The organism is Paenibacillus sp. FSL L8-0470, assembly GCF_038008625.1.
Taxonomy (GTDB): domain Bacteria; phylum Bacillota; class Bacilli; order Paenibacillales; family Paenibacillaceae; genus Paenibacillus_AQ.
In genome coordinates, this window is record NZ_JBBOZM010000001.1 from 176,669 (window position 1) to 203,054 (window position 26,386).

Sequence of the window (26,386 nt, forward strand, 5' to 3'; positions counted from 1 at the left end):
AAGTAATAAAGGAGGAAATGTCACGATGCAGGCATGGGAAGACTTTAAATCAGGAAGCTGGCAGGAAGAGATTGATGTCCGCCAGTTTATTCAGCTCAACTACGAGCCTTATGAAGGAGATGCGTCTTTTCTGGCTGGTTCCACGGAAGCCACGCAACAGCTCTGGGAAGAGTTCATGGAGCTCGCGAAGCAAGAACGTGATCAAGGCGGAGTTCTGGATATGGATACTGAAGTGGTTTCCAGTATTATTTCCCATGGCCCCGGCTATTTGAATAAGGAGCTTGAGGTCATCGTGGGTATTCAAACGGAGAAGCCATTAAAGCGGGCCCTTCAGCCTTACGGCGGGATCCGAATGGCTAAGAATGCTTGTGAATCTTACGGTTATGAGCTGGATCCGGAAATCGAGCATATATTCTCCACTTACCGGAAAACTCATAATCAAGGCGTATTTGACGGCTATTCACCTGCCATGAGTCTAGCCAGAAAAGCCGGCATTATTACAGGGCTCCCGGATGCGTATGGCCGGGGACGGATTATCGGCGATTACCGGCGAGTTGCCTTATATGGCACGGATTTTCTAGCCAAAAGCAAAAAAGAGGAGCTCTCCTTCTTCGACGAACGCACGATGACTGAAGATGTAATTCGGGCACGCGAAGAAATCGCGGAGCAGCTGCGTGCCCTTACGGAACTGAAGCAGATGGCGGCCAGCTACGGATTCGATATTACCAAGCCGGCGGAGACCGCGCAGGAAGCTTTTCAATGGCTGTACTTCGGGTATCTTGCCGCGATCAAGGAGCAGAACGGGGCTGCAATGAGTCTTGGCCGCACCTCCACCTTTCTGGACATCTATATAGCGCGTGACCTGAAGGAGCAGAGGCTGACGGAGCAAGGGGCGCAGGAGCTCGTCGATCATTTTGTCATGAAGTTACGTATGGTAAAGTTCGCAAGGACACCGGAATATAACGCGCTGTTCAGCGGCGATCCGACATGGGTCACCGAGTCCCTCGGAGGCATCGGCCTGGATGGTCGTCCGTTAGTCACCAAGAATACTTACCGGTTCTTGCACACGCTTGAGACGCTTGGTCCATCGCCGGAGCCGAATTTGACCGTACTCTGGTCCCATCGGCTCCCTCAGAAGTTCAAGGAATATTGTGCACGCATGACGATTCAGACCAGCTCTCTTCAATATGAGAATGATGATTTAATGCGGACTTATTTTGGCGATGATTACGGGATTGCCTGCTGTGTGTCCGCAATGCGGATCGGCAAGCAGATGCAGTATTTCGGCGCTCGGGCGAATCTGGCAAAAGCTCTGCTGTATGCGATTAACGGCGGGATGGATGAGCAGATGAAGGTGCAGATAACCCCGCCATTGCGGCCGATTCTGTCGGACAAGCTGGACTTTGACGAAGTGATGCCCGCTTTCGACCATGTGATGGAATGGCTTGCGGAACTCTATATCAACACCTTGAATGTAATTCACTACATGCATGATAAATATTGTTATGAACGTATCGAGATGGCGCTTCATGATCAGGAAACGATGCGGACCATGGCAACCGGGATTGCGGGTCTTTCGGTCGTAACCGACTCGCTCAGTGCCATTAAATATGCAGATGTTCGGCCAGTCCGGGATGAGAACGGTCTTGCTGTCGACTATATAATTGAAGGAGAATATCCTGCTTACGGAAATAACGATAACCGCGCGGATGAGATTGCGGTAGATCTCGTCAAACGGTTCTACCGCAAGCTTAAGAAACAATCCACCTACAGACAGGCTAGGACCACGATGTCGGTGCTGACCATCACATCCAATGTGGTATATGGTAAGTTGACCGGGAACACCCCGGATGGGAGAAAAAAGGGCGAGCCATTCGCCCCGGGAGCGAACCCGATGCACGGCAGGGACCGAAAAGGTGCGATTGCTTCATTGGCCTCTGTAGCGAAACTTCCTTATGAGTACGCTTTGGATGGCATATCGAATACGTTCTCGATTATTCCTGGCGCTCTTGGGAAGAACGAAGAGGATAGGGTCCGTAATCTGACCGCGCTGCTTGACGGGTATACAGCGAAGGATGGCCATCATCTTAATATAAATGTGTTTGACACCAAAACCTTGCTTGATGCGATGGAGCATCCAGAGGAGTATCCGCAGCTCACGATACGAGTGTCAGGCTATGCGGTTAATTTCATCAAACTGACGAGAGAGCAGCAGCTTGATGTCATCAACAGAACCTTTCACGAAAAAATCTGACGGGGAACGCGCTATGGAGCAGCACGAAGGCCGCATTCATTCCATTGAAACATCCGGTATGGTAGATGGCCCGGGGATCCGGTTCGTTGTTTTTATGCAGGGATGCTTACTGCGCTGCCAATATTGCCACAACCCCGATACCTGGACGATTGGGAAAAGCCAACTGGTAACGGTTCAGGAATTAGTTGAGGAAATTCGCGGATATCTCCCCTTCCTGCAGTTTTCCGGGGGCGGAGTAACGGTTAGTGGCGGAGAGCCTCTATTGCAGGCTGATTTTCTTCTTACTCTTTTCCGGGCTTTAAAACGAGAACTCGGTATTCACACTGCAATCGATTCTTCAGGCGGTTGCTTTAGCCGTCGCGGCCATTTCTTTGAGACGCTGCAGATGTTGATGCAGCATACCGACCTCGTTCTGCTTGACCTGAAGCAGATCGACCCGCAAAAGCATCTCGACCTAACCGGTAAGCCCAACGATCATATTCTCGACTTTGCCCGTTTTCTCTCAGAAACTAATATCCCCGTCTGGATCAGACATGTCCTAGTTCCCGGACTGACTGATGATGAATCGGATCTTCGGAACCTGGCCGACTTTATTAAAACCTTGCGCAATGTAGAGCGGGTTGAGGTCCTGCCTTATCACGAAATGGGAAAGTACAAGTACGAACAGCTTGGTTTGAAATACCCTCTTGTCCATATCAAGCCACCCGATGAGGAGATCATTCGAATGGCGAGGGAGATATTAGGTGCACATTAGCACTGCTTCTCTGTCATCTTCGTATATTGGGCGGCGGATCTTACTGAGTCCACGCCTCGGCTCCATATGGAGTAAAGTAGAAGACACCTTAATGGGTGTCTTTTTTCATGTTTTCGGGAGTTATTCAAGGGTATGTGGTGGTTGCAGAGCCTTGGCAACGCGGGGTGCGGACTCATCATGAGTATACCCCGATTAATATCGCTCGACCGGCAAAATGCATTGACAGTGATTTTATGGTGTGGGAATATTGACTATATATCATTCCAATATATTGAAGGAGTTGTTAAGGTTGTCAGCTGATCTAAAACAACCTTTTATGGATAGCTTGATGAATGAATCACTAACGAATTTACAAGCCATTCCGAAAAGTGATTTGCATAACCACGCCGGACGTGGAGGGACGATTCAATATATTGGCGTATGGGCTAACGTTAGAATTCAACCGCCTTCAGAACCCTTTCAATCATTGCTTGGAATGCAAAGCTGGTTTGTTGAACATGTAAAATGCCATTGTCCCAGTATACAAGGCTATTTGAAACGTATCGAAGCTTCCTTTGTTCAGGCGGCTGAAGATCACATAGAGAGATTGATATTAAGCTTCGGAATAGACGAGATTGATACTTTGGGAGGAATGGAACTATTTTCGCAAATAATTGACGATCTTCATCGCGTTTTTGCTCCCAAAACACGGTTTCTACCGGAACTAGCCTTAGATCGGGCCTGCAATATCGATGAAATTTACGGACGGATCGATGAAATATTGGCTTTCCGGTGGTTCCGGTCTATAGATATCTGCGGTGATGAATTTGCTCAGCCTATTGCATACTTTAAGTCCATCTACAGAGCCGCAAAATCTGGGGGTCTAGTTTTAAAAGCTCATGTGGGGGAATTCGGAACTGCTGATGATGTAAGGGAGGCCGTTGAAGAGTTGGGGCTCCAAGAGGTTCATCATGGGATCGCGGCAGCCCGCTCACCTCAGATTATGAGGTGGTTGTCCGATCACAATATTCAATTGAATGTCTGTCCAACAAGCAATATTATGCTTAGTGTGGTGGAGAATTACGGCAGCCATCCAATTCGCAAGCTTTATAATTTTGGAATCCCGGTGACGATTAATACTGATGATTTGTTAATTTTTAATCAAAGCGTTTCTCAAGAGTATATGAATTTGTATAAATCCGGATTATTAACCGCGGAGGAGCTAAATGAAATCCGTCTGACAGGTCTTAAAGAATAACAACTAGTTAAGAGATTTTAACTACACTCGTAGAAGCGTTATCTTCGGACAGGGGCTCGGAATCCCGTCGGCTCCATATGGAGTATCAGAAAAGCAAAGCGACCTATAATGGTCGCTTTTTTGTGTTTTTTCTTATAATTTCGTCAGGGACAACAATGTGTTTGAATAAACTTAGCTAATACCTGGAGTTCATATTTATGGTTAACCGCGAAAGGGATGGTTCTGACCTTTAAATGCCAAGAAACATCTTTGCTTTCATAACCGATGAGTGCCCATCGCCAACATCATGAGCTGGATCGCCGGTGCCGGAAACACCAAAATCAATGATGCCAACGACTTTGTTGGATGCTTCTAGGATGTGGTACGGAGCTACCAGATAAGTTAAGAAAATCAATTTCACGATAGCTATCTTAGCAAGTTGCTTGGTTTCAAACCCTCCAGTAAGACACCACCCTATAGATCATTTGTTATACTGACGTCCTAAGATTTATTTAGGGAGGTTAGAACATGGTATTAAAGGTTGGGAATTTAACCGTTACATACGGTCAGAAAAAGGCTGTCGATCACATTAGCTTTGAAGTAAAGTCGGGGCAAGCATTTGGATTACTAGGTGCGAACGGGGCGGGGAAATCTTCAACCATTGCTGCAGTGCTTGGTATTGAAAAGAGCACTTATGATGAGCTTGTTATCATTGGTAAGTCACCAATACGCGATCGAAAGGAGATATTTGAACAAGTTGGTGTGCAGTTTCAAGAAACCAATTTCCAAGATAAACTAACCGTTTCCGACGCATGTGAACAATGGCGATCACTCTATAAAACAACAGCTGACTTACCTGCTTTACTACAAACCTTTGGGTTGGCAGATAAGGAACAGCAACTAGTTAAATTACTTTCTGGTGGGGAGCGACAGCGACTGGCCGTACTCCTTGCCCTAATTCCAGAACCGAAACTTGTGTTTTTGGATGAACTGACAACAGGGCTTGATACAAAGGCACGTCGTATGCTGTGGAAGCAGCTCGCAACAATGAAGGAAAATGGTCTGGCGATTGTATTAACATCACATTACATGGATGAGGTTGAAGCGTTATGTGATGAGATATTAATTCTGCGGGAGAGTCAAACCGTTTTTCATGGGACCATTCAGGAAGCGTTAGTCGTTAGCGGGAAAACAACGCTCGAAGACGCATATTTATTTTTGGCCGGTGAGGAGGAATACTGGGGATGAGTACAATGTTTACGCTCTTAAAAATAGAAGGTAAGCTGGTATGGAAAGGCATTGATATTTTAATTTTCGGTATATGCTTTCCGGTCATTTTAGCGGCTTTGTTTGGTTACGTGCTTAGTAAAGATGCATCGGCAGGTTCATCTAATTTTGAATTATCTTACGCAGCCGTTACCACTATTGGTGTGCTTGCAACGGGCGTAATGGGGCTACCATTAACCATTGCTGATTATCGGCATCGGGGTATTCTGAAGCGGTTCCAAGTGACACCGGTATCACCTTTACAGATTTTATTCGCCCAAGGTATCATTCAGCTTTCCTCTGCCCTTGTTTCATTTATGGGTGTTACTCTCGTATATTATTTATTTTTTGATTATCAAATAGTAGGTTCCTGGTTTATATTTTTGAGCGTATATGCCTTTGTTATTTTAGCCATGTACAGTATTGGCACTTTAATTGGCAGTGTCGTACCTGATCAAAAAGCAGCTAATATGTGGAGTTCTATTGCGTACTTTACGATGTTATTGTTCTCAGGTGCGACCATTCCATATGAAGTGATGCCACGCTTCGTTCAATGGATAATGGATATATTACCCTTGTCACATGGGATTCATTTATTAAAGCTGGTAAGTACAGGTAGAGAAACCGAGGGGATGACAGTGCCGTTTTTGATTTTAGGCATTGTTACTGTGATCAGCTTGGTTGGGTCATTCAAATTTTTTAAGTGGAAGTAGGGTTGAGGGATGTACCAAACCAAAGAAATTGCAGCAATTGTCGGGGTACATCCCAACACTGTACGGATTTATGAAGAATGGGGATATATCTCTGCTGTTCCGAGAGGTGTGAATGGCTACCGCATTTATTCCGACTTGCATTTATTTCAACTAAAAATAGCTAGAATCGCTTTTCGTTGTGAAATTGTTCAAGGGCGCATTCGGGCAAAGGCTAGAGCCATAGTTGAAGCTAGCGGTAAAGCAGATTTTACTCAAGCACTAGAATATGCACAAGACTATTTGTCCCATCTAGAAAAAGAATATAACCGGGCGCTAGAAGCTATTGAACTTTCGGAGCAGTGGATATGTGGAATCAAATCTACATCTACTCAAACGTATACACGCAAAGAGACTGCCCGGGTTCTGGATCTCTCAACTGAAGTGATTCGAAATTGGGAACGCAATGGATTAATAACAGTCCATAGACTTTCCAATGGCTCCCGGGCATATACAGAAAATGAAATAAAACGATTGAAAATTATTCGGACCTTAAGGACGGCACATTATTCAATAAGTGCAATCCTTCGGTTGATGAATCAAGCAGAGAACATGAGGTGGACTAATCTTAATATTAAGAAAGTGCTCGACACACCAGAAGATCATGAAGACATTATTTCAGTGACAGATCGCTTAGTCTATTCATTGGAACAAGCCATTGAGTCTGCAAAGGAGCTTATATGGATACTAAGGGCAAAACTGAACGTAGAGATATGACATTGTAGTGGTGGAGCCAATTGCTACATATTGATTACCTACACGTTCTTTCAGAAACTCCCCGGCGACTTTAGGATACATCTTCTCAGTGATAACACCTTTAGCTATGTGAATATTGTGCCCCCAAACCATCGTTTTTCCGCCCAATTTTTCTTGAGCCCACACAGCGTGCTCGGCTAGATACTGATCATGCGGCTTCACCATGCTTGGATAGTCAGCCGGAATCACCATCGACAGTTAAAGGTAAATTATGGTATGTTCTTCGTGTAATTACTGTAGTAATGAGTTGAAGGGGGATAATTTTAATGGAGAAAAATGTGAAATTAGTTTATTGCATTTTGGGTGGTCTTGTACTTACTTTATTAAATCATCCACTACTTAGTTACGCAAAACTTGGTATGTTTAAAAGTGGTTATGGTGAAAATATATTTGGTGTGTTGTTAGTTTCAATTACTGACCTATTGTCATTAGTTGGATTTTTTTTATTGATTTTATTTTCTGCTATATTAATAATAAAAAACATGGATTTTAAGGATAACTAAATAGCATGAAGTCAGATTAGCTATAAATTAAGTGCAGCTACTTTTTCACTTGGAAAATACAATATAACAAGCCTTTTCACCTGGGAGAGAGGTACTGAAGATGAATGATCCGGGTTTGGAGAAGGCATGGATACCCTTCAATATTTGAGTCAGGATTCAGACGCCAGACGATTGTATGAGGCCAGACAGAAGTATTTGCATGATGAGGCATCTATGCTCGAAAGTGCACAAATGGCAGGTATAAAGAAGGTAGCAAAGAATATGCTGAACTTGAATCTGGACATAGCGACCATTATAAAAGCCACTGGATTAACGGAACAGGAAATTAATAGCTTGGGGAAGTAAATAATTAGGGAGCATCCAATTGAGCGGATGCTCCTTTCTTATTGAAGAAATTCTGTGGTGTAACTTTCGTTGCTTAATAACCTATCTAGGTGCGTGATTCTATCCTGCATCGTCCATGTGACAGGGATAGGAACTAACAAGTAGCGAGACAGGCTGTCAGTTCTCGACCCCTGGGGTCAGCAGAAGCTGATAATCAGGCTGACTTAACGTATAGCCGGTTTCGGGGTGATAATCGGATGATATCAAAACTGTGACTACACTCGTAAAAATCTATCTACCGTTCTCCTGGAACAGGGATTCGATTCCCCTTTCCGTATACAGTGAAGACACCTTAAATGTTTTTTTTCAATTCAACCTTACGCCTAGGCGTACCACATATATTCTGCAAATATGCTACGCTGGTTTATATCATTTTTAAATCCTGAATCTTATAGAGGAGGCCCCCATGCCAAGCATTCTCGAATCCCTATACCACGGTAGTTTGTTCCCTAACGAGCACGTTATTCCCAAAGATTCTAATTATCGCCCGTTAAACAAACAAATCATCGAGTCTATAGAAACTTGGAAAAGCAAGCTGTCCGAAGGAGATTTTGAGGAGCTGGAGTCTTTATTGGAGTTGTATTCGCAAGTGCAGGGGATGGATATGACGGCTGCGTTTGTGTGCGGACTCAAGACCGGAGCGGCGATGATGATTGAAATTCTAGTCGATGATTAAGAATGGCGAAAGCCCTGTTCTTTAGGGATTTCCGCACCAATCAGATCGATCAGCTGCCCGTTGTAACACAGTGATCCTTTAATAAATCGTTGGCACCATTCCTCCGTCCATACGGATTGGAGAACCTTTAAATGCTGAAGCATAAGGGCTGCATATAAAGGCTGCTAGTCTTCCGATTTCGGCCGGTCTGATAAATCGTTGAATCTCAGACTGAGGCAGGTTTGCGGCCATAAATTTTTTCTCTTTTTCGGGAAACGTTATATTGTCCTCGGCGTAGACTCCCTCAATGATCTGATGCACATTTTCAGAAAGTGTTGGTCCAGGCATTATCGTATTGACGGTCACTTCCGTTCCTATGGTTAATTTTGATAAGCTTTTTGAAAGTGAGAGCAGCATTGATTTGGTCATGCAGTATTGCGGCATTTGACCTGAAGGCATTACGGCTTCTTCGCTCGCGATAAAAATCATGCGTCCATAATTGTTTTCCAGCATTTTAGGCAGATAAAATTTACATAATCCGTTTGCAGCAAGCACATTCGTACGGAAGTATTTATCCCATATTTCATCGGTTACGTCATCGTAACTCATGATTTCATATATGCCCATATTGTTAACCAAAATGTCGACATGAGGATATTTTTCAAACAAGGCTTCTCTCTGCGTAACATCCACAATATCTGCAGTGGCATTTTGAGGAGAAGTAGCCGGAAATTTCGAACGAATTTGGTTTACCGTTTGTTCTACCTCTTCGTAGTTTCTTCCATTAATCAGTACATTCACGCCTTCTTTGGCCAGTTCAATAGCAATGGCTTTACCGATACCCTTCGTTGAACCTGTAACTAAAGCTGTTTTATTGTGTAATCCCATATCCATGATACATTTCCCCTAAATGAAGTTATATAGAACCTCAAGAATAATCTTGCGTTCCGATAGGGATTATAATACCTTGTTTGGGCGGCTCAGTAACTAGCTCACAGCGCCAATCTTCTTGCATCACGCGCCAATTTATTTAAATTTTACTTATTGTGAGAGCCTGCATTCTCCGAACGCCAATGAGAGGGCGTTTCGCCTTCCCATATACGGAATGCGCGGTAAAACGAATTCTGGTTCTCGTATCCCACTAGGCAAGCTACTTCTTTAATATCCAGTGACGGGTCAGCCAAATATGTCCTTGCCTGCTCATGCCTGGCCTGCGTTAACAGATGCTTGAAGCTCGTGGCTTCTTCAGTTAGCCGGCGCTGCAGCGTCCGATCGCTCATATTAAGCTCCTTTGCGACAGACTGTATGTCAAGAAGCCCTCCCATAAGGCTCCGCTTGATGATCCATTTTACTGTCTCAGTAATAGAAGTAGTGTTTTGCTTTTCATTCAGCGTCCGGTCTAAGACAGGTGTCAAAATTTCTAGCAGTTCTTCGTTATACGTTGCAAAAGGAATGTCCAAGTCTTGGCGCCGCAGTGTGAGCCGGTTCCGGCTGGTACCGATTTGGATTGGACAGCCGAAATAAGCCTCCAGCGTGTGCACATCGCCCATGGGACGTGAAAATTCTACCCTTCGTGCATTCAACGCTTTGCCTGTTCCCCGGCGCCCAAGTTCCAGAAGATACGCCAGTGTGATCCCGACCAATACCTCCGGACCGGACTCTTCCGTATGCTGCCACTCCAGCTCGATGGTGCATTCCTCACCCTCCTCCATGATAAGCAGCTTTTCAGGGGGACACATTTGTTTATACCTGGCCATACGGCAAAGAGCATCCCGATAATCACGGGCGTGGTAAGTGGCCAAGACGTCAGGCGGGAATTGTGCCGTTTCAAAGACAGATACAAGTCCAATGATCGCTTTGGCAATATCCCCTATGAGATCCGAAAAAGCCTGCCAGATCGCAAAATACTCTGCGGCAGTGACTTTAGGTTCAGTAATTACGGTAAGCGGCAGCCCGGCTCGCCGAGCTACATCCCTTGGAGCAACCCCTAGCTGCTGTAATCCGGACCAAAAGCCAGAAGGAAATTTAATATATTTCGTGGTATGTAACTTCATATACAGGTCTCCTTTGCTGATTACACGGATGTGCCGCTGAATAAAAAATAAAAACGCAATAGCCTTATGCTAACATATGAACACCAAGCATACTCTCTAGTCTGTTCAAAAGTCTACTCTGCCGATTCCTTGTGTATTGCTGTCATTATGTCCGGTTCATGGGATTAAAATTTTATCGGTTCTCTATAAATTGGGGGGTTGCCTTAATGTACACATTAACCCTTAAGCTGAAAAAGACCCGGTCTGTTACATCCAAATACGAGCATGAAAGGAGTGTCACCATCATGTCTTTTTCTATAAAAGAGGCTTCGGAGCGGCTAGGTTGCCCTGCACATAAAATTCGTTATTACGAGAAGGAGGGGCTGCTCCCTTATATTCAAAGAGATGAGCATGGAAACCGTCAGTTTGAGCAAGAACACCTGGATTGGATGAGACTGATGTCCTGCTTCCGGGCAACAGGAATGAAGATATCTACATTGAAGCATATGGTCCGCCTTGCTTTAGACGGCGATTCAACCATTCCGCAGAGAAAAGCGATTCTGAGCGAATATAAAGAGGATTTGCAGCGGCGTCAGTACGAGCTTGCTGAAGCACTTGAGGCAGTGGACAACAAGCTTGTCATCTACGAGGAGATAGAAAAAGGAAGACTTCCTTCTGAAAGTAAACTGCTGAGCCAAATGGATAGTGCCAGCAAACAATAATATTGAATAGATGGAGAGGTATCAAGTTATGAAGCAAAGAATACTAGGAAACAGCGATATAGTCGTTTCTATGATTGGACTGGGAATTATGGGCATGTCTCCTGGCATGTATGGAGAAACCAATGATGAGGAGTCCACCAAGACGATTCACCGCTCGCTAGAAATCGGAGTTAGTCTGCTTGATACCGCCGATGTGTACGGAAATGGGCACAACGAGGAGCTTCTTGGGAAAGCTATCAAAGGCCGCCGGGATCAGGCAATTATTGCAACCAAATTCGCATATACCCCTAACTATGAAAGTCTGAACGGTCATCCCGCTTACGTAAAAAAGGCCGTAGAAGAAAGTCTCAGCCGGTTAGGCACAGACTATATTGATCTCTACTACCAGCACAGGGTAGACCCCAATATTCCCATCGAGGAAACCGTTGGCGCTATGGCTGACTTGGTTAAAGAAGGCAAGGTACGCAGTCTCGGCCTGTCTGAAGCATCTGCTTCTACGCTTCGCCGTGCGCATGCAGTGCATCCCATTTCTGCATTGCAAAGTGAATATTCTCTATGGAGCCGGGACATTGAAGATGACGTTCTCCCCACTGCCAGAGAACTCGGCATTACGCATATCGCTTACAGTCCGTTAAGCAGAGGTTTTATATCCGGTGAAATTCGGAAATTCGAGGATTTGGATGCAAATGATCTGCGCAGATATATGCCCCGGTTCCAAGGCGATAATTTCCAGAGGAATATAGAAATTGTAGATAAAATCAAGGAAATCGCCATCGAGAAAAATTGCACGCCTTCACAACTGGCTATCGCATGGACGATCGCTAATCACGCACTGCCAATCCCGGGAACGAAACGAATCAAATATTTGGAGGAGAATGCAAACTCCGCAACTATTGAGCTGACTCCTAAGGATTTAGCGCGGATTGAAAATGTAAGCCCAAAAAACGAAGTCCATGGAACCCGCTATATGAAAGAACTGATGTCGCAACTGAATGGCTAACAATCATCTCATATTTCACTAGGGACCAAAGAAAGCAACCTCTGTCCGAAGCGGATAGAGGTTGCTGCTGGTATATATGATGAGCTAAGCTGGCTGATCAAATGGAAGGAGGGCTTTACCCCATAATGACCCGCACGTTGTTTTCGGCTTTCATTTTGGCGATTGGGATCAGGTCGCCTTGAATTTCTTCGCCGTTAATGACGATATGGGTAACCCCTTTTTGGACGCCGTTCTTGTTTTCTACCTGAATGTTCAGCTTCTTACCGCGGAATTCCCGCACCATGGAGAAGTCATTCCAGCTGGAAGGAACACACGGATTGATGCGAAGGCCATCCATCTGCGGCTGAACCCCCATGATGCCCTCCACCAGAGAGACCATCACAGTCGAGGCTGTGCCGGTGAGCCAGTGGACATGGGCCCGGCCTTGATACGGGCTGTCTTTGGACTCGACGAATTGACCATGCACGTAAGGCTCCAGTTTGCGGATTTCAGCTTTGTCGTTCATGCTGGCCGGACTGCAATTCAGGAAATATTCGAACGCGCGTTCACCGTTGCCGATCATGGTCTCTGCTAAGATGAGCCATCCCTGCGGCTGGCTGAAGATACCGGCGTTTTCCTTGGTGGAGGCGTTGAAAAGCGCCATCAGAGCCACTGGCAAACCGTACTCCCGGAACGGCGGGTAGAATAACATGGTGCCGTAATCGGTCCGCAGATTGTCGTACACTTTGTCCATCGCGAGTTTTGCCTGATCCGGGCGGGCGGCGCCGCTTAATACAGCCCAGCTTTGCGGATTCAGCCAGATTTTTGCTTCATCATTCTCCCAGGAGCCGATTGTATAGTTGTCTTCGGTGAACCCGCGGACGAACTGATCGTTCTCCCAAGCATGCTTCTGAATGTTCCCGTCGAGCTCATCAAGCAGGCCCTGTGCCCACTTTATGTCGTCCGGTTTGTTCTTGTTGTGCGCGATTTCCATGAACACTTTGAAGGCCATGTACAGCTGGAAGGCGACGAATAGCGACTCACCTTTGGCTCCGAGACGCAGACAATCGTTCCAGTCCGCATGAAGCCCGACCGGCATGCCATGTGCACCCATACGATCCAGGCTAAATTGGAGGGCCTGGCGCAGATGCTCGTACACCGTGCCTTCGCCTTTATCCGAATAAGGTATCAATTCATCTGTAAAGTCCCAGTTGCCACTTTCATTCAAGTATTTAATGACGGTTGGGAACATCCACAAGGCGTCATCGGCGCGATAGTGGGGATGACCGGTTTCCCGTACGTATTCCGGGTCGTCTGGTGTGCCTTCATGACCAGGGTTATGATCAAACTTCACCAGTGGAAGTCCACCGCCGTTGGATACCTGGGCTGAAATCATCAGTCTCAGACGCTCTAGGGCCATCTCATGATCCAGATGAATGATACCTTGAATATCCTGTACGGTATCCCGATAGCCGAGTCCGTTACGGAGACCGGAGTATTGGAAGGAGGCTGCACGAGACCAGATGAAAGTGATGAAGCATTGATATGCGTTCCAGGTATTGATCATGTTGTTCAGATTATCGCTTGGTGTCTGGACTTGGAAGCGGTTAAGCTTGCTGTGCCAGAATGCCTTCAGTTCTTCGAGTTCCTTGTCCACGACAGACAAATCTTTATAGTGGCTAAGAATTTCGGACGCGCCTTTCTCGTCATATTGTCCCAGAAGGAATGCAATTTCTTTCTCTTCTCCCGGCTGCAGCTCCACGTTGATCTGCAGAGCACCGCAGGAGTTGGTGTTGTAGTTTAATGAATTGCTACATTGGCCGTTTGCAACGGAGGCCGGATTGCCGTAGCTGCGGTAATCGCCGAGGAACGTATCCCGGTCGCCATCGTAAGCGGTTACCTCTGCGCCTGCAGCACCGAAGAATCTCCAGCTCTGATCCTCGGGAACGTTTTCATTGATGGATTGAAGGATCATATTGTTTTTGTAGTAGGTCCGTGAGATAAACAGCGTGTACTGAAGGTTGACAGTATCCTGCTCGTAATTGTTATTGTTGGTTAATTCAACAAATCCGAAGAGAGCCAGCCTCCGCGCTTTGGAGTCATCATTGCGGACCTTCATGCGCCATACCTCGTAGGTTTTGTTCAGCGGTACATAATACAATGATTCTGTATGGATATTGTCGTAATCCGAGACGATGTTCGTGTATCCGGTTCCATGATGGCATACCGACTTGTACTGATCCAGATCTTTACCCACGGGCTGCCAAGAACCGGACCAATAATCCCCGTTTTCCAAATCCCTCACGTAAATGTAGCGTCCAGGCTCGTCCTTTGAATTAAAATGGTAGCGGACATGCCGCCCGTTGGCTCCAGATTTTACAAAACTGTAGCCCCCTGCGTTTCCTGAGATAATGGCGCCATATTCCGGCGAGCCCAGGTAGTTCGCCCAAGGGGCAGGCGTATTCGGTTTCGTAATCAGATACTCTTTGTTTTTTTCGTCAAAGTGACCGTATTGCATAACCATTCCTCCTATAAAGTGGATGATGGGCAGGGCAATAAACGCGCGTTCACAAACGGGTGAAGTTTCCCGGCCCCATTTCATTATAAGATAGTTTTATTCAACCTATAACCCCATATTTGTGAAAAATCAACAAAGAATATCAAACTAGTTATTGATGTGCCGAAGGACTTTTTTTTCGTAATACGCAAAATTTAGTTTAACATGTCGTTTTTGATGGTAATGTATGTTTATTGTGTGGTTATATAATGAATCAACCAAGTTTTTATGTATTCTGTATATGCATTAGGTCCACGGAAGCTTGTACATAGGTCACATTTAGTGTTTATTTGGGTTGGGAGTTAATCTAACCTGCGAAAGGATGATTTTATGAAAATTGATGTCCAAAGGGAGAGTGGAATTGCCCGGGAGATCGGTCAGCATGAAGTTTCTCTGGGCGCAATCAAAGAAAATCTCGAGTTGTACAAGGAAAGTTTGAGAAAAAGCTGGGATGCAGATGAAACTATACATATGACACATGCCATGGAACTGATTCAAACGAGTATTGGAAGGGTCGCATCAAGTCTTAGAGCGATTGAGTCGGATATTATATCTACGGCAAATACGATAAGACAAGAAGAAGATGCGAAGGAGGCAGCAGAAATCGCAGCTAGAGAGGCAGCATTGAAGCAGCTCAAGAATAGTTCGCATACTAAATAAAGTCTGTGCCGGGGGGACACTGTATTGAATACCATTTTCCTAGATGAGAATCTTATTCAAATTGCATCAACCCATCTTTCTAAGTACACCTCTGATTTATCTGACGCAGTGAGCAGACTTTCCCGGTTGCTTGGTCAAATTGACAATAGAGTTCTGTCGCGAAGTGATGTAGGCAGCCGGTTAGGGAACCTGTGTAAAGAGCTGGGGGATTTACAGGAAAAGCTGGGGAATTTCAAGAAGTTTGTGGAGAATGAAAGTGGAAAATATTTTGATATTGAAGATTATTTGGTTAAAGTGGGATTGTCATTCAGCTCAAACCCCATAGACCAGTATGAATCTCAATTGGCTGGCGATCCTTTCTTTCTGCTGGCCTTCCGCAATGCTGTGAATGATGTATTCTCTGGCATTACGAACTCAGATACATTACTCCGGTATAAAGATTTGCAGTTTAAAACCGTTAAAAAAGACGGGAAGATTCTCATTCAGCTCGTCAATGCGGAAATGGTTACGGGCAGACACTATATGGAGTATAGAGACGGGTTGGTCCGGCTCTTGGGCGGAGAAAGCGGAACCTTCAAGAAGCGATACGTGAACCGGTTAATTAACGGGGATGGAATACCTCTGTATGTTGACGGCCATGGAGTTATCCAAGACAATATGGACCGTTTTAATAGACTGGCTCCTGTAGAACAATTCATCAATGGAAGAAGCAACAGATTACAAAATATGAAGGATGTATTCAAATCTTCTTATAAAGACGGGATGACGCTCTGGGATGATTTTAACTGGAAAAACACGACGGTCTTGTCTAAGGGCGGGAAGTTTCTAGGTGCGGCCGGGACGGTTCTGGCGGTAGGAGATAACTTTGTGGAGACCTTCAGAGACGGCGGGAAGTGGGATTTTAACTTGAAGAACACGGGTACTTTTGCTGTGAACACCACGGTGGATGTTGCCGCCGGTGCGGGTGCAGCAGCAACTGGTGCCGTTATCGGCTCGTTTGTGGTACCACCCTTGGGAACTGTAGTGGGGCTCGCCACAGGTGTAGCTATAAACTTTGCCCTCAATGCCAAGTTCGGAGGTCCGCCGCCGAAAAGTGTAGTCGATCATACGAAAGATGTGGTTAACGATGCCGTTGATGCTACTTGCGACGCTATCAGTGGTGCTGTATCAAACATCGGAAAGGGCTTGAACAAATTGATCTGGTAGGAGGCTCACATGTTAAAGCAATATAACGAGGAGTACTTCGCTAAAATAAAGGAAGCCGCGCGTGAACGCTTACGTCCTGATAGTGTATCTGTATTTATTATAGCTACCTTAGTGTTCAGTGCTGTAATGATCGCGGTTTCGCTTAATGCGGTTCTCTATGGTGATAACACCGATTCGGAATGGATGATTTATTTAATTGTAGACATAGTCCTCTGGGCATTCCATTTGCTGGCTGCGCTTTTATTTTATAATGAGAAATTGGCCTACAAATATCAAAAAATTCAGGCCTACATACTATGTTTCATTTCCCTGAAATTTTCACTTGAGATCTATTTGGTTTATTTTCTTATGTGTGAAGACAGGGGAGCGGAGCCGTTCATGACATCACTCGGTCTGCTGATGTTGTTAGGCGGAATTCTTTTTCTGGTCCTCTCGACCTGGCGGGCAGTACATCGGGTAAAAAAGGGTCATTTACGAAGAGGCGAAAAAGGATTATATAATTTTGGAGGGTCCAAGTCGTACATAAGTTTCCCTGTTATTTATCTCGGAGCCGTTATTGCCGGATTTGTGCCTAGGATGTTCGCGGATAGCAGCAGTTATACATCCTCTGAGCCTGTAATTGCCTTGGTGCTTAGTGTACTTATTCAGTATCTCACCGCAATGTTCTTGCCTGAATTCATCCTGCTGGCATACTGCAAAGGGCGGTTCCAATCTTTTCATATCCAACCACCCAACCAGCGTAAATCGAAGCAGCAGAAGCCACGGGGGGGACACAAGGCATGAAAATAAAGCGGACTCCGATTATATTCCATAACGTCATCAGTTGTACCAAAACTTGCAAAATAGAGGAATGGCATCAGCTCGCCAAAGAGCTTCGTAATTCCATTGTAAGCAGCGGCTTATATGGTACAGGTCCGATCATTTATCAAGTTTCTGGTCTGAATTTGGACGTAGGGGAGGCTGACTATTCCTTCTACATTCCTGTTAATGCACCTGTAGAGATGGAGAAAAATGAGGATTATCACTTTACGGAAACTTTGAAATTTACAGACGGGCTGCTCCTCAGACACGCTGATCTCGACGAGGATATCGAAGAGTCCTACGCTGTTCTGCGGTCATGCGCCGAATCCTATCAGCTAACGCTTGAGGAACCCTTTTACAATATCTATCTGGACGTCTACGGAGATGGAATTATTGATATCTTTGCTCCGGTCATTAAGGAGGGATAGTGTGGTAAATCCAAAGGATTCGATAAAATACACCAGTGTTGTCTCTAGAAAATATCATTTCTACTATAAGGATCTGGAGCAGCATCTATCTGATTTTATGAGTGATGTATTCCAGCTGAAGGCTACGATTAAAGGTCCCTTGTTCTATTCTATAAACAATATTCCACTGGATGAAATGCTGCATGCTGAATTTTTTATTCCTATCCACGAGGATTATCTGGACGTGACAGAAGATATGCATTTCCACAGTTATTTCTGCATCGACCGGATGATTTCTACTTGTGATCTTGCCGATTATGAAGCAAGTACGGAGACCGCTTATGGAGAGCTGCTTCACTATATGGAGAGCAATTATTTGCGCCAGACGACTCCCATTTTTCATATCGTTTCCGGGGACCGGACATTACCCTATTTGTTTATCAAAATCGGAGTCAGTGCTCAAAGTGCTGAGGAAATTTGGCTGTGAACGGCGGTACAGGACGGTTATCAGCGAATTGAACCGCATGTAGAAAGGATGCAAGGATATGGCATTCAATCCAGAAACCAATGAAGAATTAGTGATTGACGGGAAGGTTTATGTTGTTCAGGGGCATCCGCTCATGAGTGAGATCCCCTACGGCCAAGAGGGCAGGCAAGGTACGGTGTATAAACTCACCAGCATTCAAGACGGCATTTCCAAAGCGCTGAAAGTATTCAAACCCGTCTTCCGGCAGCCTTCTAATGTATATTTGTCAGAACAGCTTGCGGCCTTTTCAAAAATTGATGGACTTCAGGTCTGTGAACGGGATGTATTGATTCCTCAGCGGGACGTGCAACTGTTGGGAAGTCACCCGGAGCTGCTGTATGCTGTTCTTATGCCATGGATCAATGGTCCGACCTGGATGGATATCATACTGGAAAAGAAAGATATTCCCCAAGAAACGGCGCTTCATACCGCCAGGTCCTTGGCTGAAGTGTTATCTTTCATGGAGCAGCGCGGGTTGGCGCATGGGGATTTATCAGGCTCTAACGTTATGATTCCCGGGCTCCTGCATGAGATTATGCCCTTAGTCAAATCATGCATTCAGCTGATCGACATAGAGCACATGTATGCGGTCCACCTCGACAGGCCTGAATATATGACGATGGGATCACCCGGATACTCTTCCGGGAGAAGTGATTATCAGCATCTTTGGAACAAGTATGCAGATCGTTATTCCGGCAGCATCCTGCTCGCAGAGATGCTGGCATGGTTCCATCCGGAGATTCGGGAAGCGGCATGGGGTGAAAGTTATTTTGACCCCGGGTTGATGGAAAATGATCAGGATAGAGTAGCCTTAATTAATAGAGTGTTGACTGAAAGTTACGGCGGCGAGGTTGCGGGTCTTTTCCGTAAAGCATGGGAAAGTGACGCGCTATATCAATGTCCAGCATTCGGAGAATGGTATATTGCCTTATCATCGGTCAGCCTTGGCTACACGGACTCCTCCGAAGAGGTCCGGGCGGAAGGAACAATGACTTCAACGGCCCTCCCATCCGTTCTTCGTCCGACTCCAATGGAAGAGTTGTCAGAATGGGATGAAGCGCCGCTGGGTAGAGCAAGAATGCTGGAAAGTTCAGGGGATTTACAGGGGGCCTTGGCGGCTTACACAGCATTGCTTGCCGGTCCCGTTGCTGATTCCTCTGTCCGCCATGAAATCGAAGTTTCCATACAGGTGATTCAGTCTCTGCTGGCTGAACAGCATTCGAAAGAAACTGCGCCGGAACAGGAGAAACCGCGCCCGCTGGCAGGCAAGAAATGGCGGCTTGGAATGCTGATTGCCTTGGCGGCAGCTATTGTGCTCGGCGGCAGTCTGACTGTAAGGGGAATGATGGGCGAATCGGAGCCTTCTAATGAGGCTGCTGACGTTGCCGCTCAAGCAACGGTGCAGCCAACGGCAACAGCCCAGCCAACGGTTGACGTCAGCCCGTCGGCGGCTGCTCTGGCGCCTGTAATCACGGAAAAGCCGACAGCCCAGCCGACGGTTAAACCAACGCCGAAGCCGACAGCCCAGCCGACGGTTAAACCAACGCCGAAGCCGACAGCCCAGCCGACGGTTAAACCAACACCGAAGCCGACAGCCCAGCCGACGGTTAAACCAACACCGAAGCCGACAGCCCAGCCGACGGTTAAACCAACGCCAAAGCCGACAGCTAAACCAACAGCCAAACCAACGTCGAAACCGACAACTAAACCGGCGGCAACCGCCAAGTCAGCAGCGAAGAAGCAAAAAATCAAAGCGCTGGAGGATAGCATTCTTTATGCCTATAACGTTGAAGATGATACGGAAAAGGTTATCCGTCTAGCTAAACAACTAAAAGCACTGGATAGCAATAACAAGCTGGCACGAAGCATGCTAAAAGAGCTTACAGGAGAGTAGTTATACAAAAGTACATATAACATTTAGGAGGAATAGAAATGAAGAAGTTTATCTCAGGCTTTATCTGCGGTGGATTATTATTCGGAGGTGTTACCGTATTTGCGGCAGATTTAAAGGGAGCCCTATTCAACATTAATAGTGTTGAGGTGGATGGCACGAAGATTACGGTGAATAGTAAAAACAAACCTTTTACATTCCAAGGCTACGCTTATTTTCCCAGCTATATGCTGCCTGAGCTGGGTTATGAACCTTCGCGTTCCCGTGACGGGAAGACTGTAATCTTAAATTCAACAGGCAAGAAGGTTTACGCAACCACCGGCACAATTGAGGCAGGCAACGATTACCTGATCGGAGCCCCTGAAGTAGTTAATACGAACGCAGAGAGCAGCATTATGTACGACGGCAGCACTGTGATTAAAGAGCAAAACGGGACCACCCATTTGAATTATATCTATACGATGCTTGGAGACTATACTCCGGATAGCAAGGCACAAGCGAAGATTACCTATCAACTGGATGAAAAGTACAGACAGTTTAATGCGAAAGCGGCTCTAATTCAGCATAAGCTAGGAAGCGTCAGCACGCAGCCGGTCACGGTAGATGTTTATCTTACAGATAAAGGCGGACAAACGACCTTATACGGAACGTATACATACGCGTCCACTCAAGAACCCCAAAATTTGATTGTGCCGCTTCGTTATGTGGATAAGATTACATTTGCAATAAGCAGTATCGGCGCTTCTAAAGTGGAATTCGCCATGTTTGATCCAGTATTTATTAAATAGTATTCCTGCAGGAAGTTAGTGCCGGCTATTTGGTGGATTTGAATAGGGAGTGAAGATACGCATGCAGCTATCACTGCTTAAAGACACGGTCATCTATACTTGTGTTCTTCCCGAGAAACAGAAGGGACAATACTGGATCACTCAGAGAAATGAACAGAATTATGAGGAGAACGTTATCGGTATTGAAGGCATTGAGGGGAAATGGATTCTGAAGTCCAATAAACAGGCCGTTATTCTGGACAGCAACAAATCCACCATTAAGGAAATTGCCATAGAGCCCATGAACATGTACTCCATTCATCTTATCCGAACGAATGAGTATGTAGTGCTCTTCTCTGAGCCTGTCTCCCGTGACAGGAATACCTTTAAGAAGCTGAAGTTTCATGCAAACAGCAGAATAACGATTGGACGGGCAGAGAATTGTAATCTGCATTATGCCAATAAGTATACCTCATCCATTCATGCTGAACTGTTGATCAACGGCTCTACCCTGACGATTCAAGACCAGAGCAGCGCAAACGGAACGTTTGTGAATGGGAAACGGGTCACCAGCAAAGTGCTGAAACTAGGAGATGTCGTCTATATTATCGGTCTCAAAATTATTATTGGCCCCGATTTTATTGCCGTGAACAATCCGGACGGTCAGCTAAAAATCAAAGGAGCTGCGTTTCAGCCGTATATCAAGCAGACAGCAGCTGTGGTTGAGGAGGAGGAATTGGAGGAGATCGCTGTTTCCCCTGAATTCTTCTACCGTTCTCCCCGGTTCAAGCGGGATATTCAGCAGGCGGAATTTGTAATTGATCCTCCACCCTCACTCGGCAATATGGAGCAATTGCCAATTATGCTGATGCTGGGTCCGTCCATCACTATGGGGATGGCTTCACTTTTTACAGGGTTGTTTGCCCTCCAGAATGCACTCAGTTCCGGGGGGAATGTCAGAAATGCAATGCCTACTCTAGTAATGTCTATGAGCATGCTGCTAGGTACAATATTATGGCCTGTCTTGGCCAGAAGACATGAGAGCAAGCGGAGAAGCCGGCGCAATCAGGAGAGAAATGTGAAATACAAGGCATATTTGGGAGAGCTCCGGCAAAAAATTGCAGTTGAGTGTGCCTATCAAAGCGATATTCTACATGAGAACCTAGTGACTGTAGAAGATTGCGTTGGCCGCATAGAACAAAAGAAACGTGATTTATGGGAGCGAACCCGCAGGCATAATGACTTTTTATCGCTTAGACTGGGACTGGGAACCGTTAACCTGCAGGCAGAAATTAAGCATCCCGAAATAAGATTCAGCTTGGATGAAGATGAATTGCGGAACGAATTAGAAGAGTTCATTAAAGAACCGAAGCTCCTCAAAAATGTGCCGTTGCCGCTGTTATTGACAGAGGATTGGATAGCGGGAATTATCGGCACGAGGGAAGCCGCCGTTAGGCTTACGAAACAGCTGATCCTGCAGCTTACCGCACTTCACAGCTATGATGAACTAAAGCTCGTCTTTCTTTATGATACAAAAGAACAAGATACTTGGGGATTTGTGAAATGGCTGCCGCATGTATGGAATGAAGAGGGCAGTTTGCGGTTTGTGGCAACGGAGCTAAATGAAGTGAAAGAGCTGTCCAGTTATCTGGAAAAAGAGCTATCTGCCCGGGAAATGCTCTCATCTGATGAAGAAATACGGGAGTTGTCGCCATATTACGTGATTATAGCTGCGGACAAGCAGCTGGCGGGCAAAGCTGAAATAATCAACGGATTATTAAAGCAGAAAAAGAACCTCGGCTTCAGCATTTTGCATCTTTATGATCAGCTCATGCATCTTCCCAAAGAGTGCTCCCTGGTGATTGAGTGCGACGGTGAAGATTCGAATATTTTTGACAAAGATAATATTTCCGGGAAAGCTGTATCTTTCCGCCCTGATCCCTATGAGATCCGTAACGAGCTTGCGCTTGCTGTCCGGCTGGCTAACATCAAGCTTGACACATCAGGATCTAAATATAATCTGCCGGATATGTTAACCTTCCTCGATATGTTTGGCGTCGGAAAGATAGAGCATCTTAACGCCTTAACCCGCTGGAAGGATAACGATCCGGTATTGTCACTGGAAACTCCCATTGGTGTGGATACCTCGGGAGCCTTATTTCAACTGGATCTGCATGAAAAATTCCATGGTCCACATGGGTTGATTGCCGGAATGACAGGTTCGGGTAAAAGCGAATTCATTATGACCTTTATATTATCACTGGCAGTGAATTATCATCCTCATGAAGTAGCCTTTATCCTTATCGATTATAAGGGTGGCGGGATGGCAAGCGCATTCTCTAGCCTTCCTCATCTGGCAGGAACGATTACCAATTTGGACGGCGCTGCGGTAAAACGTTCGCTGATTTCAATCCAAAGCGAGCTGAAACGACGGCAGGCCATATTTCAGGATATTCATAGCCGGCTTGGTCTCAGCAACATTGATATCTATAAATACCAAAGGCTTTACCGGGAAGGGCAGGTATCCGAACCGCTTCAGCATTTGTTTATCATTTCAGACGAATTTGCCGAACTTAAAACCCAGCAGCCGGAGTTTATGGAACAGCTGGTAAGTGCTGCGCGAATCGGACGAAGTCTGGGCATCCATTTGATTCTAGCTACTCAGAAGCCTGCGGGTGTCGTAGACGACCAAATTTGGAGCAATAGTAAATTCCGTATTTCATTGAAGGTCCAGGAGAGGGCCGACAGTATGGATGTAATCAAAAGACCGGATGCCGCCGAATTGTCCGTTACTGGAAGATTTTATGTGCAGGTAGGCTTTAACGAGCTGTTTGAACTAGGGCAATCTGCATGGGCCGGCGCACCGTATGCTCCATCGGACCGGATGGAACGTACACCGGATCACAACCTCACGATAATTGATACGCTGGGCCGTATTGTAAAGCAAACAACTGTTAATAAACGAAAAATCAGACAGGCTAATCCAGAGAAGCAGATTAGCAGGATTAATGAGTATCTATCCCACATTGCTGCCGAAGAAGGCATCAAGATCCGGCCGCTGTGGTTGGAGCCGATTCCTGCTGTTATTTATCTGCATGAATTGAAGAAGAAGTACCCTAACTCCCTTTCTTTTTATGGTGAGATTAATCCTGTAATCGGCGAGGTCGATGATCCGGTGAACCAGAGACAGCTGCCCATGACCTTCCCGCTCTCCCGGGACGGTAATGCGCTCGTTTATGGTACGGCCGGTAGTGGAAAAACAGTCTTTCTGACGACACTTATCTTCTCCTTGATAGAGCAGCATACTCCCGAAGAAATCAATATATATATTCTGGACTTTGGTTCGGAAACGCTGGGAGCCTTCTCAGAAGCACCGCATGTGGGTGATGTAGTCTTCTCTCACGACAGTGAAAGGGTTAATAAACTTTTCCAGATGCTTCAGCAAAAAATAGAACATAGAAAGAAGATGTTCTCACCGTATGGGGGCGACTTCGGTTCTTATAATCGTGTATCTGCGGAACAAGAGCCTTCTATATTAGTCGTCATTCATAACTATTCCGTATTTACCGAGCTTTTTGAGGGCAAGGAAGAGGTGATCTCGCTGCTCAGCAGAGAAGGTCTGAAGTATGGTATTTATTTTATGCTGACTGCACTTAATACGGGAGCTGTACGGTACAAAACCTTGCAGAATTTCAAGCAGCTCTACGTGCTCCAGCTGAATGATCCATCCGATTATTCCGGTGTGCTCGGCAATGTGGGAGGCGTGTACCCTTCCAAATTGAAGGGCAGAGGCATCTTCAAGAAAGACAACGTCTATGAATTTCAGCTGGCCCATATTCAGGCAAACGGCAACAATCTGCTGAATGAATTGCGAAGCAGCTGCAGCAGCTATGCGAAACAATGGACTGGAACAACTGCTGAACAGATACCGATCTTGCCGGACAAGGTGGATCTGGCCTTCCTTAAGAAAGATATTCATCGCTGGAAGGACGGATTGATTCCTGTGGGGGTGGAGAAAGACAGCCTAAAGGTATCCTACATGGACCTCAGCCAAAGCTATATTCAGTTGGTAGCTTCCCGAGATCATGATATGACTACTTTCATGCAGGGTTTGGTCGAGGTGCTCTCTGAGCAAGGCGCTTCCGATTCGGAGCTGCTGGTGCTTGATGCCAATAGACAGCTTACGGAACACTTTCAGGGTAAATGCCGCTATATCAATGACCATAACGATGCCGCCGAGGGGGCGGTTATTGAACTGTTCAATATGCTGGTGCTGCGGAATAACGCCTTTAAGGATGCAGTTGCTGCAGGCCAGCCGGTTCCTGTATTCAATAAACTGACGGTAATTGTGCTGTCGGTATCGGCCTTGCTGTCCAGGCTATCCGTAGATGCCAAGGATAAGTGGAAAGTTCTGCTTGAGAAAGGGAGCGCCGCTTATCAGGTACATTTTATATTGGCTGAACGGGCTGCTAATATCGCGACGTTCTCCTATGAAGCTTGGTTTAAAGAGCATGTGGCCGGAGGTGAGGGGATATGGATTGGAGACGGTTTTACCGATCAGTACCACATGAAGCCGGCCAGATTCAGCCAAGAGATGTACCGCGAGATTGGCGACGGCTTCGGGTACGTGGTGCATCGCGGGAAGGCTGTTCTGGTGAAACTGCTGGCTGCCAGTGCGCTCGTGGAGGAGGAGGTCCCCGTTGGATAAGATCATTATTGAGCTCTATATTCCGGCAATCAGCCAGACACACGATGTAATCATTCCTTTAGATCTTCGTCTGCATGAGATCGAAGGCCTGATGGCAGCTGCAATCATGGAACTGTCGGGAGGGGTCTATATCAGATCAGAGGATACTGTCATTTGCGATAAACAGACCGCTACAGTGCTTGATATTAACCTATCGGCAAGGGAGCTGGGGTTAAGTAACGGCTCCATGCTGATGTTAATATAAATTTTATATTTTTTTAATCAGAAAGGAGTAGAAATAATGTCGAAGATTACTGTGGATCCTGCACGGCTGGAATCAGCAGCACAGAAGATGGATGGCCAAGCGTCTGAGTACGCCACGCAATACAAGAAGTTATTCACAGAGGTAAATGCAATGGGTGCCGCTTGGAAAGGGGCCGACAATACGGCATATGTTACCCAGATTCAAGGCTTTGAGGAGGATTTTAAGAACATGTACGATCTGCTGCTTAAATACTCCGAATTTCTAAAACTGAGCGCCAAGATGTACCGGGATACCCAAAGTGAAATTATCAATTCAGCTAAAAAATTAACTAATTAAAAAAGGGGGCTG

At 45.9% G+C, this 26,386-nt stretch carries 24 protein-coding genes and 2 pseudogenes; 21 read left to right on the top strand and 5 right to left on the bottom strand.

The window, feature by feature from the left end; translation table 11 throughout:
• The first annotated feature begins 25 nt into the window (after positions 1-25).
• From pflB to NST99_RS00920, 3 genes are all read left to right on the top strand, one after another.
• Positions 26-2,254, top strand: a complete 2,229-nt coding sequence (gene pflB, locus NST99_RS00910; protein WP_341089155.1) for a formate C-acetyltransferase — start codon at positions 26-28, stop codon at positions 2,252-2,254.
• Positions 2,255-2,267: 13 nt separating this feature from the next.
• The gene (pflA, locus tag NST99_RS00915; protein ID WP_341089156.1) at positions 2,268-3,008 is read left to right on the top strand and encodes a pyruvate formate-lyase-activating protein; all 741 of its coding nucleotides are present in this window, start codon (positions 2,268-2,270) and stop codon (positions 3,006-3,008) included.
• A 289-nt stretch (positions 3,009-3,297) separates the two neighbouring features.
• A complete protein-coding gene (locus tag NST99_RS00920) occupies positions 3,298-4,245 on the top strand; it encodes a hypothetical protein (protein WP_341089157.1) in 948 nt (315 codons plus the stop codon).
• A 229-nt stretch (positions 4,246-4,474) separates the two neighbouring features.
• On the opposite strand, the gene NST99_RS00925 is transcribed toward NST99_RS00920, so the two are convergent.
• Complete coding sequence (locus tag NST99_RS00925; RefSeq protein ID WP_341089158.1) at positions 4,475-4,645, bottom strand: hypothetical protein; 171 nt, start codon at positions 4,643-4,645, stop codon at positions 4,475-4,477.
• 107 nt (positions 4,646-4,752) lie between these two features.
• Between NST99_RS00925 and NST99_RS00930 the strand changes: the two genes are divergently transcribed.
• The 3 genes from NST99_RS00930 to NST99_RS00940 are packed head-to-tail and all read left to right on the top strand — an operon-like array spanning position 4,753 to position 6,956.
• On the top strand, positions 4,753-5,472 hold the full coding sequence (locus NST99_RS00930; RefSeq protein ID WP_341089159.1) for an ABC transporter ATP-binding protein: 720 nt from the start codon (positions 4,753-4,755) through the stop codon (positions 5,470-5,472).
• Positions 5,469-6,203, top strand: a complete 735-nt coding sequence (locus tag NST99_RS00935; RefSeq protein WP_341089160.1) for an ABC transporter permease — start codon at positions 5,469-5,471, stop codon at positions 6,201-6,203. Before NST99_RS00930 ends, NST99_RS00935 begins: the two co-directional genes overlap by 4 nt.
• Before the next feature lie 9 nt (positions 6,204-6,212).
• Positions 6,213-6,956 (top strand): MerR family transcriptional regulator, encoded by a 744-nt coding sequence (locus tag NST99_RS00940; RefSeq protein ID WP_341089161.1) that lies wholly within the window; start codon positions 6,213-6,215, stop codon positions 6,954-6,956.
• Here NST99_RS00940 and NST99_RS00945 read toward each other — a convergent pair.
• Positions 6,930-7,190, bottom strand: a pseudogene (locus NST99_RS00945) (erythromycin esterase family protein); the annotation flags it as partial. The gene NST99_RS00940 and the pseudogene NST99_RS00945 sit on opposite strands and share 27 nt — an antisense overlap.
• Positions 7,191-7,261: 71 nt before the next feature.
• Here NST99_RS00945 and NST99_RS00950 point away from each other — a divergent pair.
• The 3 genes and pseudogenes from NST99_RS00950 (at position 7,262) to NST99_RS00960 (ending at position 8,558) form a co-directional block, all read left to right on the top strand.
• Positions 7,262-7,498, top strand: a complete 237-nt coding sequence (locus NST99_RS00950) for a hypothetical protein (RefSeq protein ID WP_341089162.1) — start codon at positions 7,262-7,264, stop codon at positions 7,496-7,498.
• A gap of 88 nt (positions 7,499-7,586) precedes the next feature.
• Positions 7,587-7,843 (top strand): annotated as a pseudogene (locus NST99_RS00955) (Rpn family recombination-promoting nuclease/putative transposase); the annotation flags it as partial.
• A 445-nt stretch (positions 7,844-8,288) separates the two neighbouring features.
• A complete protein-coding gene (locus NST99_RS00960) occupies positions 8,289-8,558 on the top strand; it encodes a DUF6809 family protein (RefSeq protein WP_038584714.1) in 270 nt (89 codons plus the stop codon).
• A 78-nt stretch (positions 8,559-8,636) separates the two neighbouring features.
• Here NST99_RS00960 and NST99_RS00965 read toward each other — a convergent pair whose 3' ends face one another.
• Positions 8,637-9,431, bottom strand: a complete 795-nt coding sequence (locus tag NST99_RS00965; RefSeq protein ID WP_341089164.1) for an SDR family NAD(P)-dependent oxidoreductase — start codon at positions 9,429-9,431, stop codon at positions 8,637-8,639.
• Positions 9,432-9,574: 143 nt separating this feature from the next.
• Positions 9,575-10,591: a helix-turn-helix domain-containing protein gene (locus NST99_RS00970; RefSeq protein ID WP_341089165.1), complete on the bottom strand. Its 1,017-nt coding sequence runs from the start codon at positions 10,589-10,591 to the stop codon at positions 9,575-9,577.
• 284 nt (positions 10,592-10,875) lie between these two features.
• On the opposite strand from NST99_RS00970, the gene NST99_RS00975 reads away from it, so the two are divergent.
• Positions 10,876-11,292: a MerR family transcriptional regulator gene (locus tag NST99_RS00975; protein WP_341089166.1), complete on the top strand. Its 417-nt coding sequence runs from the start codon at positions 10,876-10,878 to the stop codon at positions 11,290-11,292.
• A gap of 28 nt (positions 11,293-11,320) precedes the next feature.
• The gene (locus NST99_RS00980) at positions 11,321-12,292 is read left to right on the top strand and encodes an aldo/keto reductase (protein ID WP_341089168.1); all 972 of its coding nucleotides are present in this window, start codon (positions 11,321-11,323) and stop codon (positions 12,290-12,292) included.
• Between the two features lie 115 nt (positions 12,293-12,407).
• On the opposite strand, the gene NST99_RS00985 is transcribed toward NST99_RS00980, so the two are convergent.
• Positions 12,408-14,789, bottom strand: a complete 2,382-nt coding sequence (locus tag NST99_RS00985) for a GH36-type glycosyl hydrolase domain-containing protein (RefSeq protein ID WP_341089169.1) — start codon at positions 14,787-14,789, stop codon at positions 12,408-12,410.
• Between the two features lie 369 nt (positions 14,790-15,158).
• On the opposite strand from NST99_RS00985, the gene NST99_RS00990 reads away from it, so the two are divergent.
• The 10 genes from NST99_RS00990 to NST99_RS01035 all read left to right on the top strand — a co-directional run bounded on the left by NST99_RS00990 (position 15,159) and on the right by NST99_RS01035 (position 26,374).
• Positions 15,159-15,488, top strand: coding sequence for a hypothetical protein (locus NST99_RS00990; protein ID WP_341089170.1), 330 nt, complete (start codon positions 15,159-15,161; stop codon positions 15,486-15,488).
• Between the two features lie 108 nt (positions 15,489-15,596).
• Entirely contained in the window at positions 15,597-16,694 is a 1,098-nt protein-coding gene (locus tag NST99_RS00995; protein ID WP_341089171.1) for a hypothetical protein, read from the top strand.
• Positions 16,695-16,703: 9 nt separating this feature from the next.
• Complete coding sequence (locus NST99_RS01000; RefSeq protein ID WP_341089172.1) at positions 16,704-17,477, top strand: hypothetical protein; 774 nt, start codon at positions 16,704-16,706, stop codon at positions 17,475-17,477.
• A complete protein-coding gene (locus NST99_RS01005) occupies positions 17,474-17,923 on the top strand; it encodes a DUF5085 family protein (RefSeq protein ID WP_341089173.1) in 450 nt (149 codons plus the stop codon). The genes NST99_RS01000 and NST99_RS01005 overlap by 4 nt, the downstream gene beginning before the upstream one ends.
• Before the next feature lies 1 nt (position 17,924).
• Positions 17,925-18,389: a DUF5085 family protein gene (locus NST99_RS01010; RefSeq protein WP_341089174.1), complete on the top strand. Its 465-nt coding sequence runs from the start codon at positions 17,925-17,927 to the stop codon at positions 18,387-18,389.
• Between the two features lie 58 nt (positions 18,390-18,447).
• Positions 18,448-20,322 (top strand): PT domain-containing protein, encoded by a 1,875-nt coding sequence (locus tag NST99_RS01015; protein ID WP_341089175.1) that lies wholly within the window; start codon positions 18,448-18,450, stop codon positions 20,320-20,322.
• A 38-nt stretch (positions 20,323-20,360) separates the two neighbouring features.
• Positions 20,361-21,107 (top strand): hypothetical protein, encoded by a 747-nt coding sequence (locus tag NST99_RS01020; protein ID WP_341089176.1) that lies wholly within the window; start codon positions 20,361-20,363, stop codon positions 21,105-21,107.
• Positions 21,108-21,168: 61 nt separating this feature from the next.
• Positions 21,169-25,794 (top strand): type VII secretion protein EssC, encoded by a 4,626-nt coding sequence (essC, locus tag NST99_RS01025; protein ID WP_341089178.1) that lies wholly within the window; start codon positions 21,169-21,171, stop codon positions 25,792-25,794.
• A complete protein-coding gene (locus NST99_RS01030) occupies positions 25,787-26,038 on the top strand; it encodes a methyltransferase (protein ID WP_341089180.1) in 252 nt (83 codons plus the stop codon). The genes essC and NST99_RS01030 overlap by 8 nt, the downstream gene beginning before the upstream one ends.
• Before the next feature lie 36 nt (positions 26,039-26,074).
• Entirely contained in the window at positions 26,075-26,374 is a 300-nt protein-coding gene (locus NST99_RS01035; RefSeq protein ID WP_038584741.1) for a WXG100 family type VII secretion target, read from the top strand.
• Positions 26,375-26,386 lie beyond the last annotated feature (12 nt).

Coding starts and splice junctions, on each gene's coding strand:
- pflB (WP_341089155.1), top strand. CDS start 26: ATGCAGGCATGGGAAGACTTTAAATCAGGAAGCTGGCAGGAAGAGATT.
- pflA (WP_341089156.1), top strand. CDS start 2,268: ATGGAGCAGCACGAAGGCCGCATTCATTCCATTGAAACATCCGGTATG.
- NST99_RS00930 (WP_341089159.1), top strand. CDS start 4,753: ATGGTATTAAAGGTTGGGAATTTAACCGTTACATACGGTCAGAAAAAG.
- NST99_RS00935 (WP_341089160.1), top strand. CDS start 5,469: ATGAGTACAATGTTTACGCTCTTAAAAATAGAAGGTAAGCTGGTATGG.
- NST99_RS00940 (WP_341089161.1), top strand. CDS start 6,213: ATGTACCAAACCAAAGAAATTGCAGCAATTGTCGGGGTACATCCCAAC.
- NST99_RS00950 (WP_341089162.1), top strand. CDS start 7,262: ATGGAGAAAAATGTGAAATTAGTTTATTGCATTTTGGGTGGTCTTGTA.
- NST99_RS00960 (WP_038584714.1), top strand. CDS start 8,289: ATGCCAAGCATTCTCGAATCCCTATACCACGGTAGTTTGTTCCCTAAC.
- NST99_RS00965 (WP_341089164.1), bottom strand. CDS start 9,431: ATGGATATGGGATTACACAATAAAACAGCTTTAGTTACAGGTTCAACG.
- NST99_RS00970 (WP_341089165.1), bottom strand. CDS start 10,591: ATGAAGTTACATACCACGAAATATATTAAATTTCCTTCTGGCTTTTGG.
- NST99_RS00975 (WP_341089166.1), top strand. CDS start 10,876: ATGTCTTTTTCTATAAAAGAGGCTTCGGAGCGGCTAGGTTGCCCTGCA.
- NST99_RS00980 (WP_341089168.1), top strand. CDS start 11,321: ATGAAGCAAAGAATACTAGGAAACAGCGATATAGTCGTTTCTATGATT.
- NST99_RS00985 (WP_341089169.1), bottom strand. CDS start 14,789: ATGCAATACGGTCACTTTGACGAAAAAAACAAAGAGTATCTGATTACG.
- NST99_RS00990 (WP_341089170.1), top strand. CDS start 15,159: ATGAAAATTGATGTCCAAAGGGAGAGTGGAATTGCCCGGGAGATCGGT.
- NST99_RS01000 (WP_341089172.1), top strand. CDS start 16,704: ATGTTAAAGCAATATAACGAGGAGTACTTCGCTAAAATAAAGGAAGCC.
- NST99_RS01005 (WP_341089173.1), top strand. CDS start 17,474: ATGAAAATAAAGCGGACTCCGATTATATTCCATAACGTCATCAGTTGT.
- NST99_RS01015 (WP_341089175.1), top strand. CDS start 18,448: ATGGCATTCAATCCAGAAACCAATGAAGAATTAGTGATTGACGGGAAG.
- NST99_RS01020 (WP_341089176.1), top strand. CDS start 20,361: ATGAAGAAGTTTATCTCAGGCTTTATCTGCGGTGGATTATTATTCGGA.
- essC (WP_341089178.1), top strand. CDS start 21,169: ATGCAGCTATCACTGCTTAAAGACACGGTCATCTATACTTGTGTTCTT.
- NST99_RS01035 (WP_038584741.1), top strand. CDS start 26,075: ATGTCGAAGATTACTGTGGATCCTGCACGGCTGGAATCAGCAGCACAG.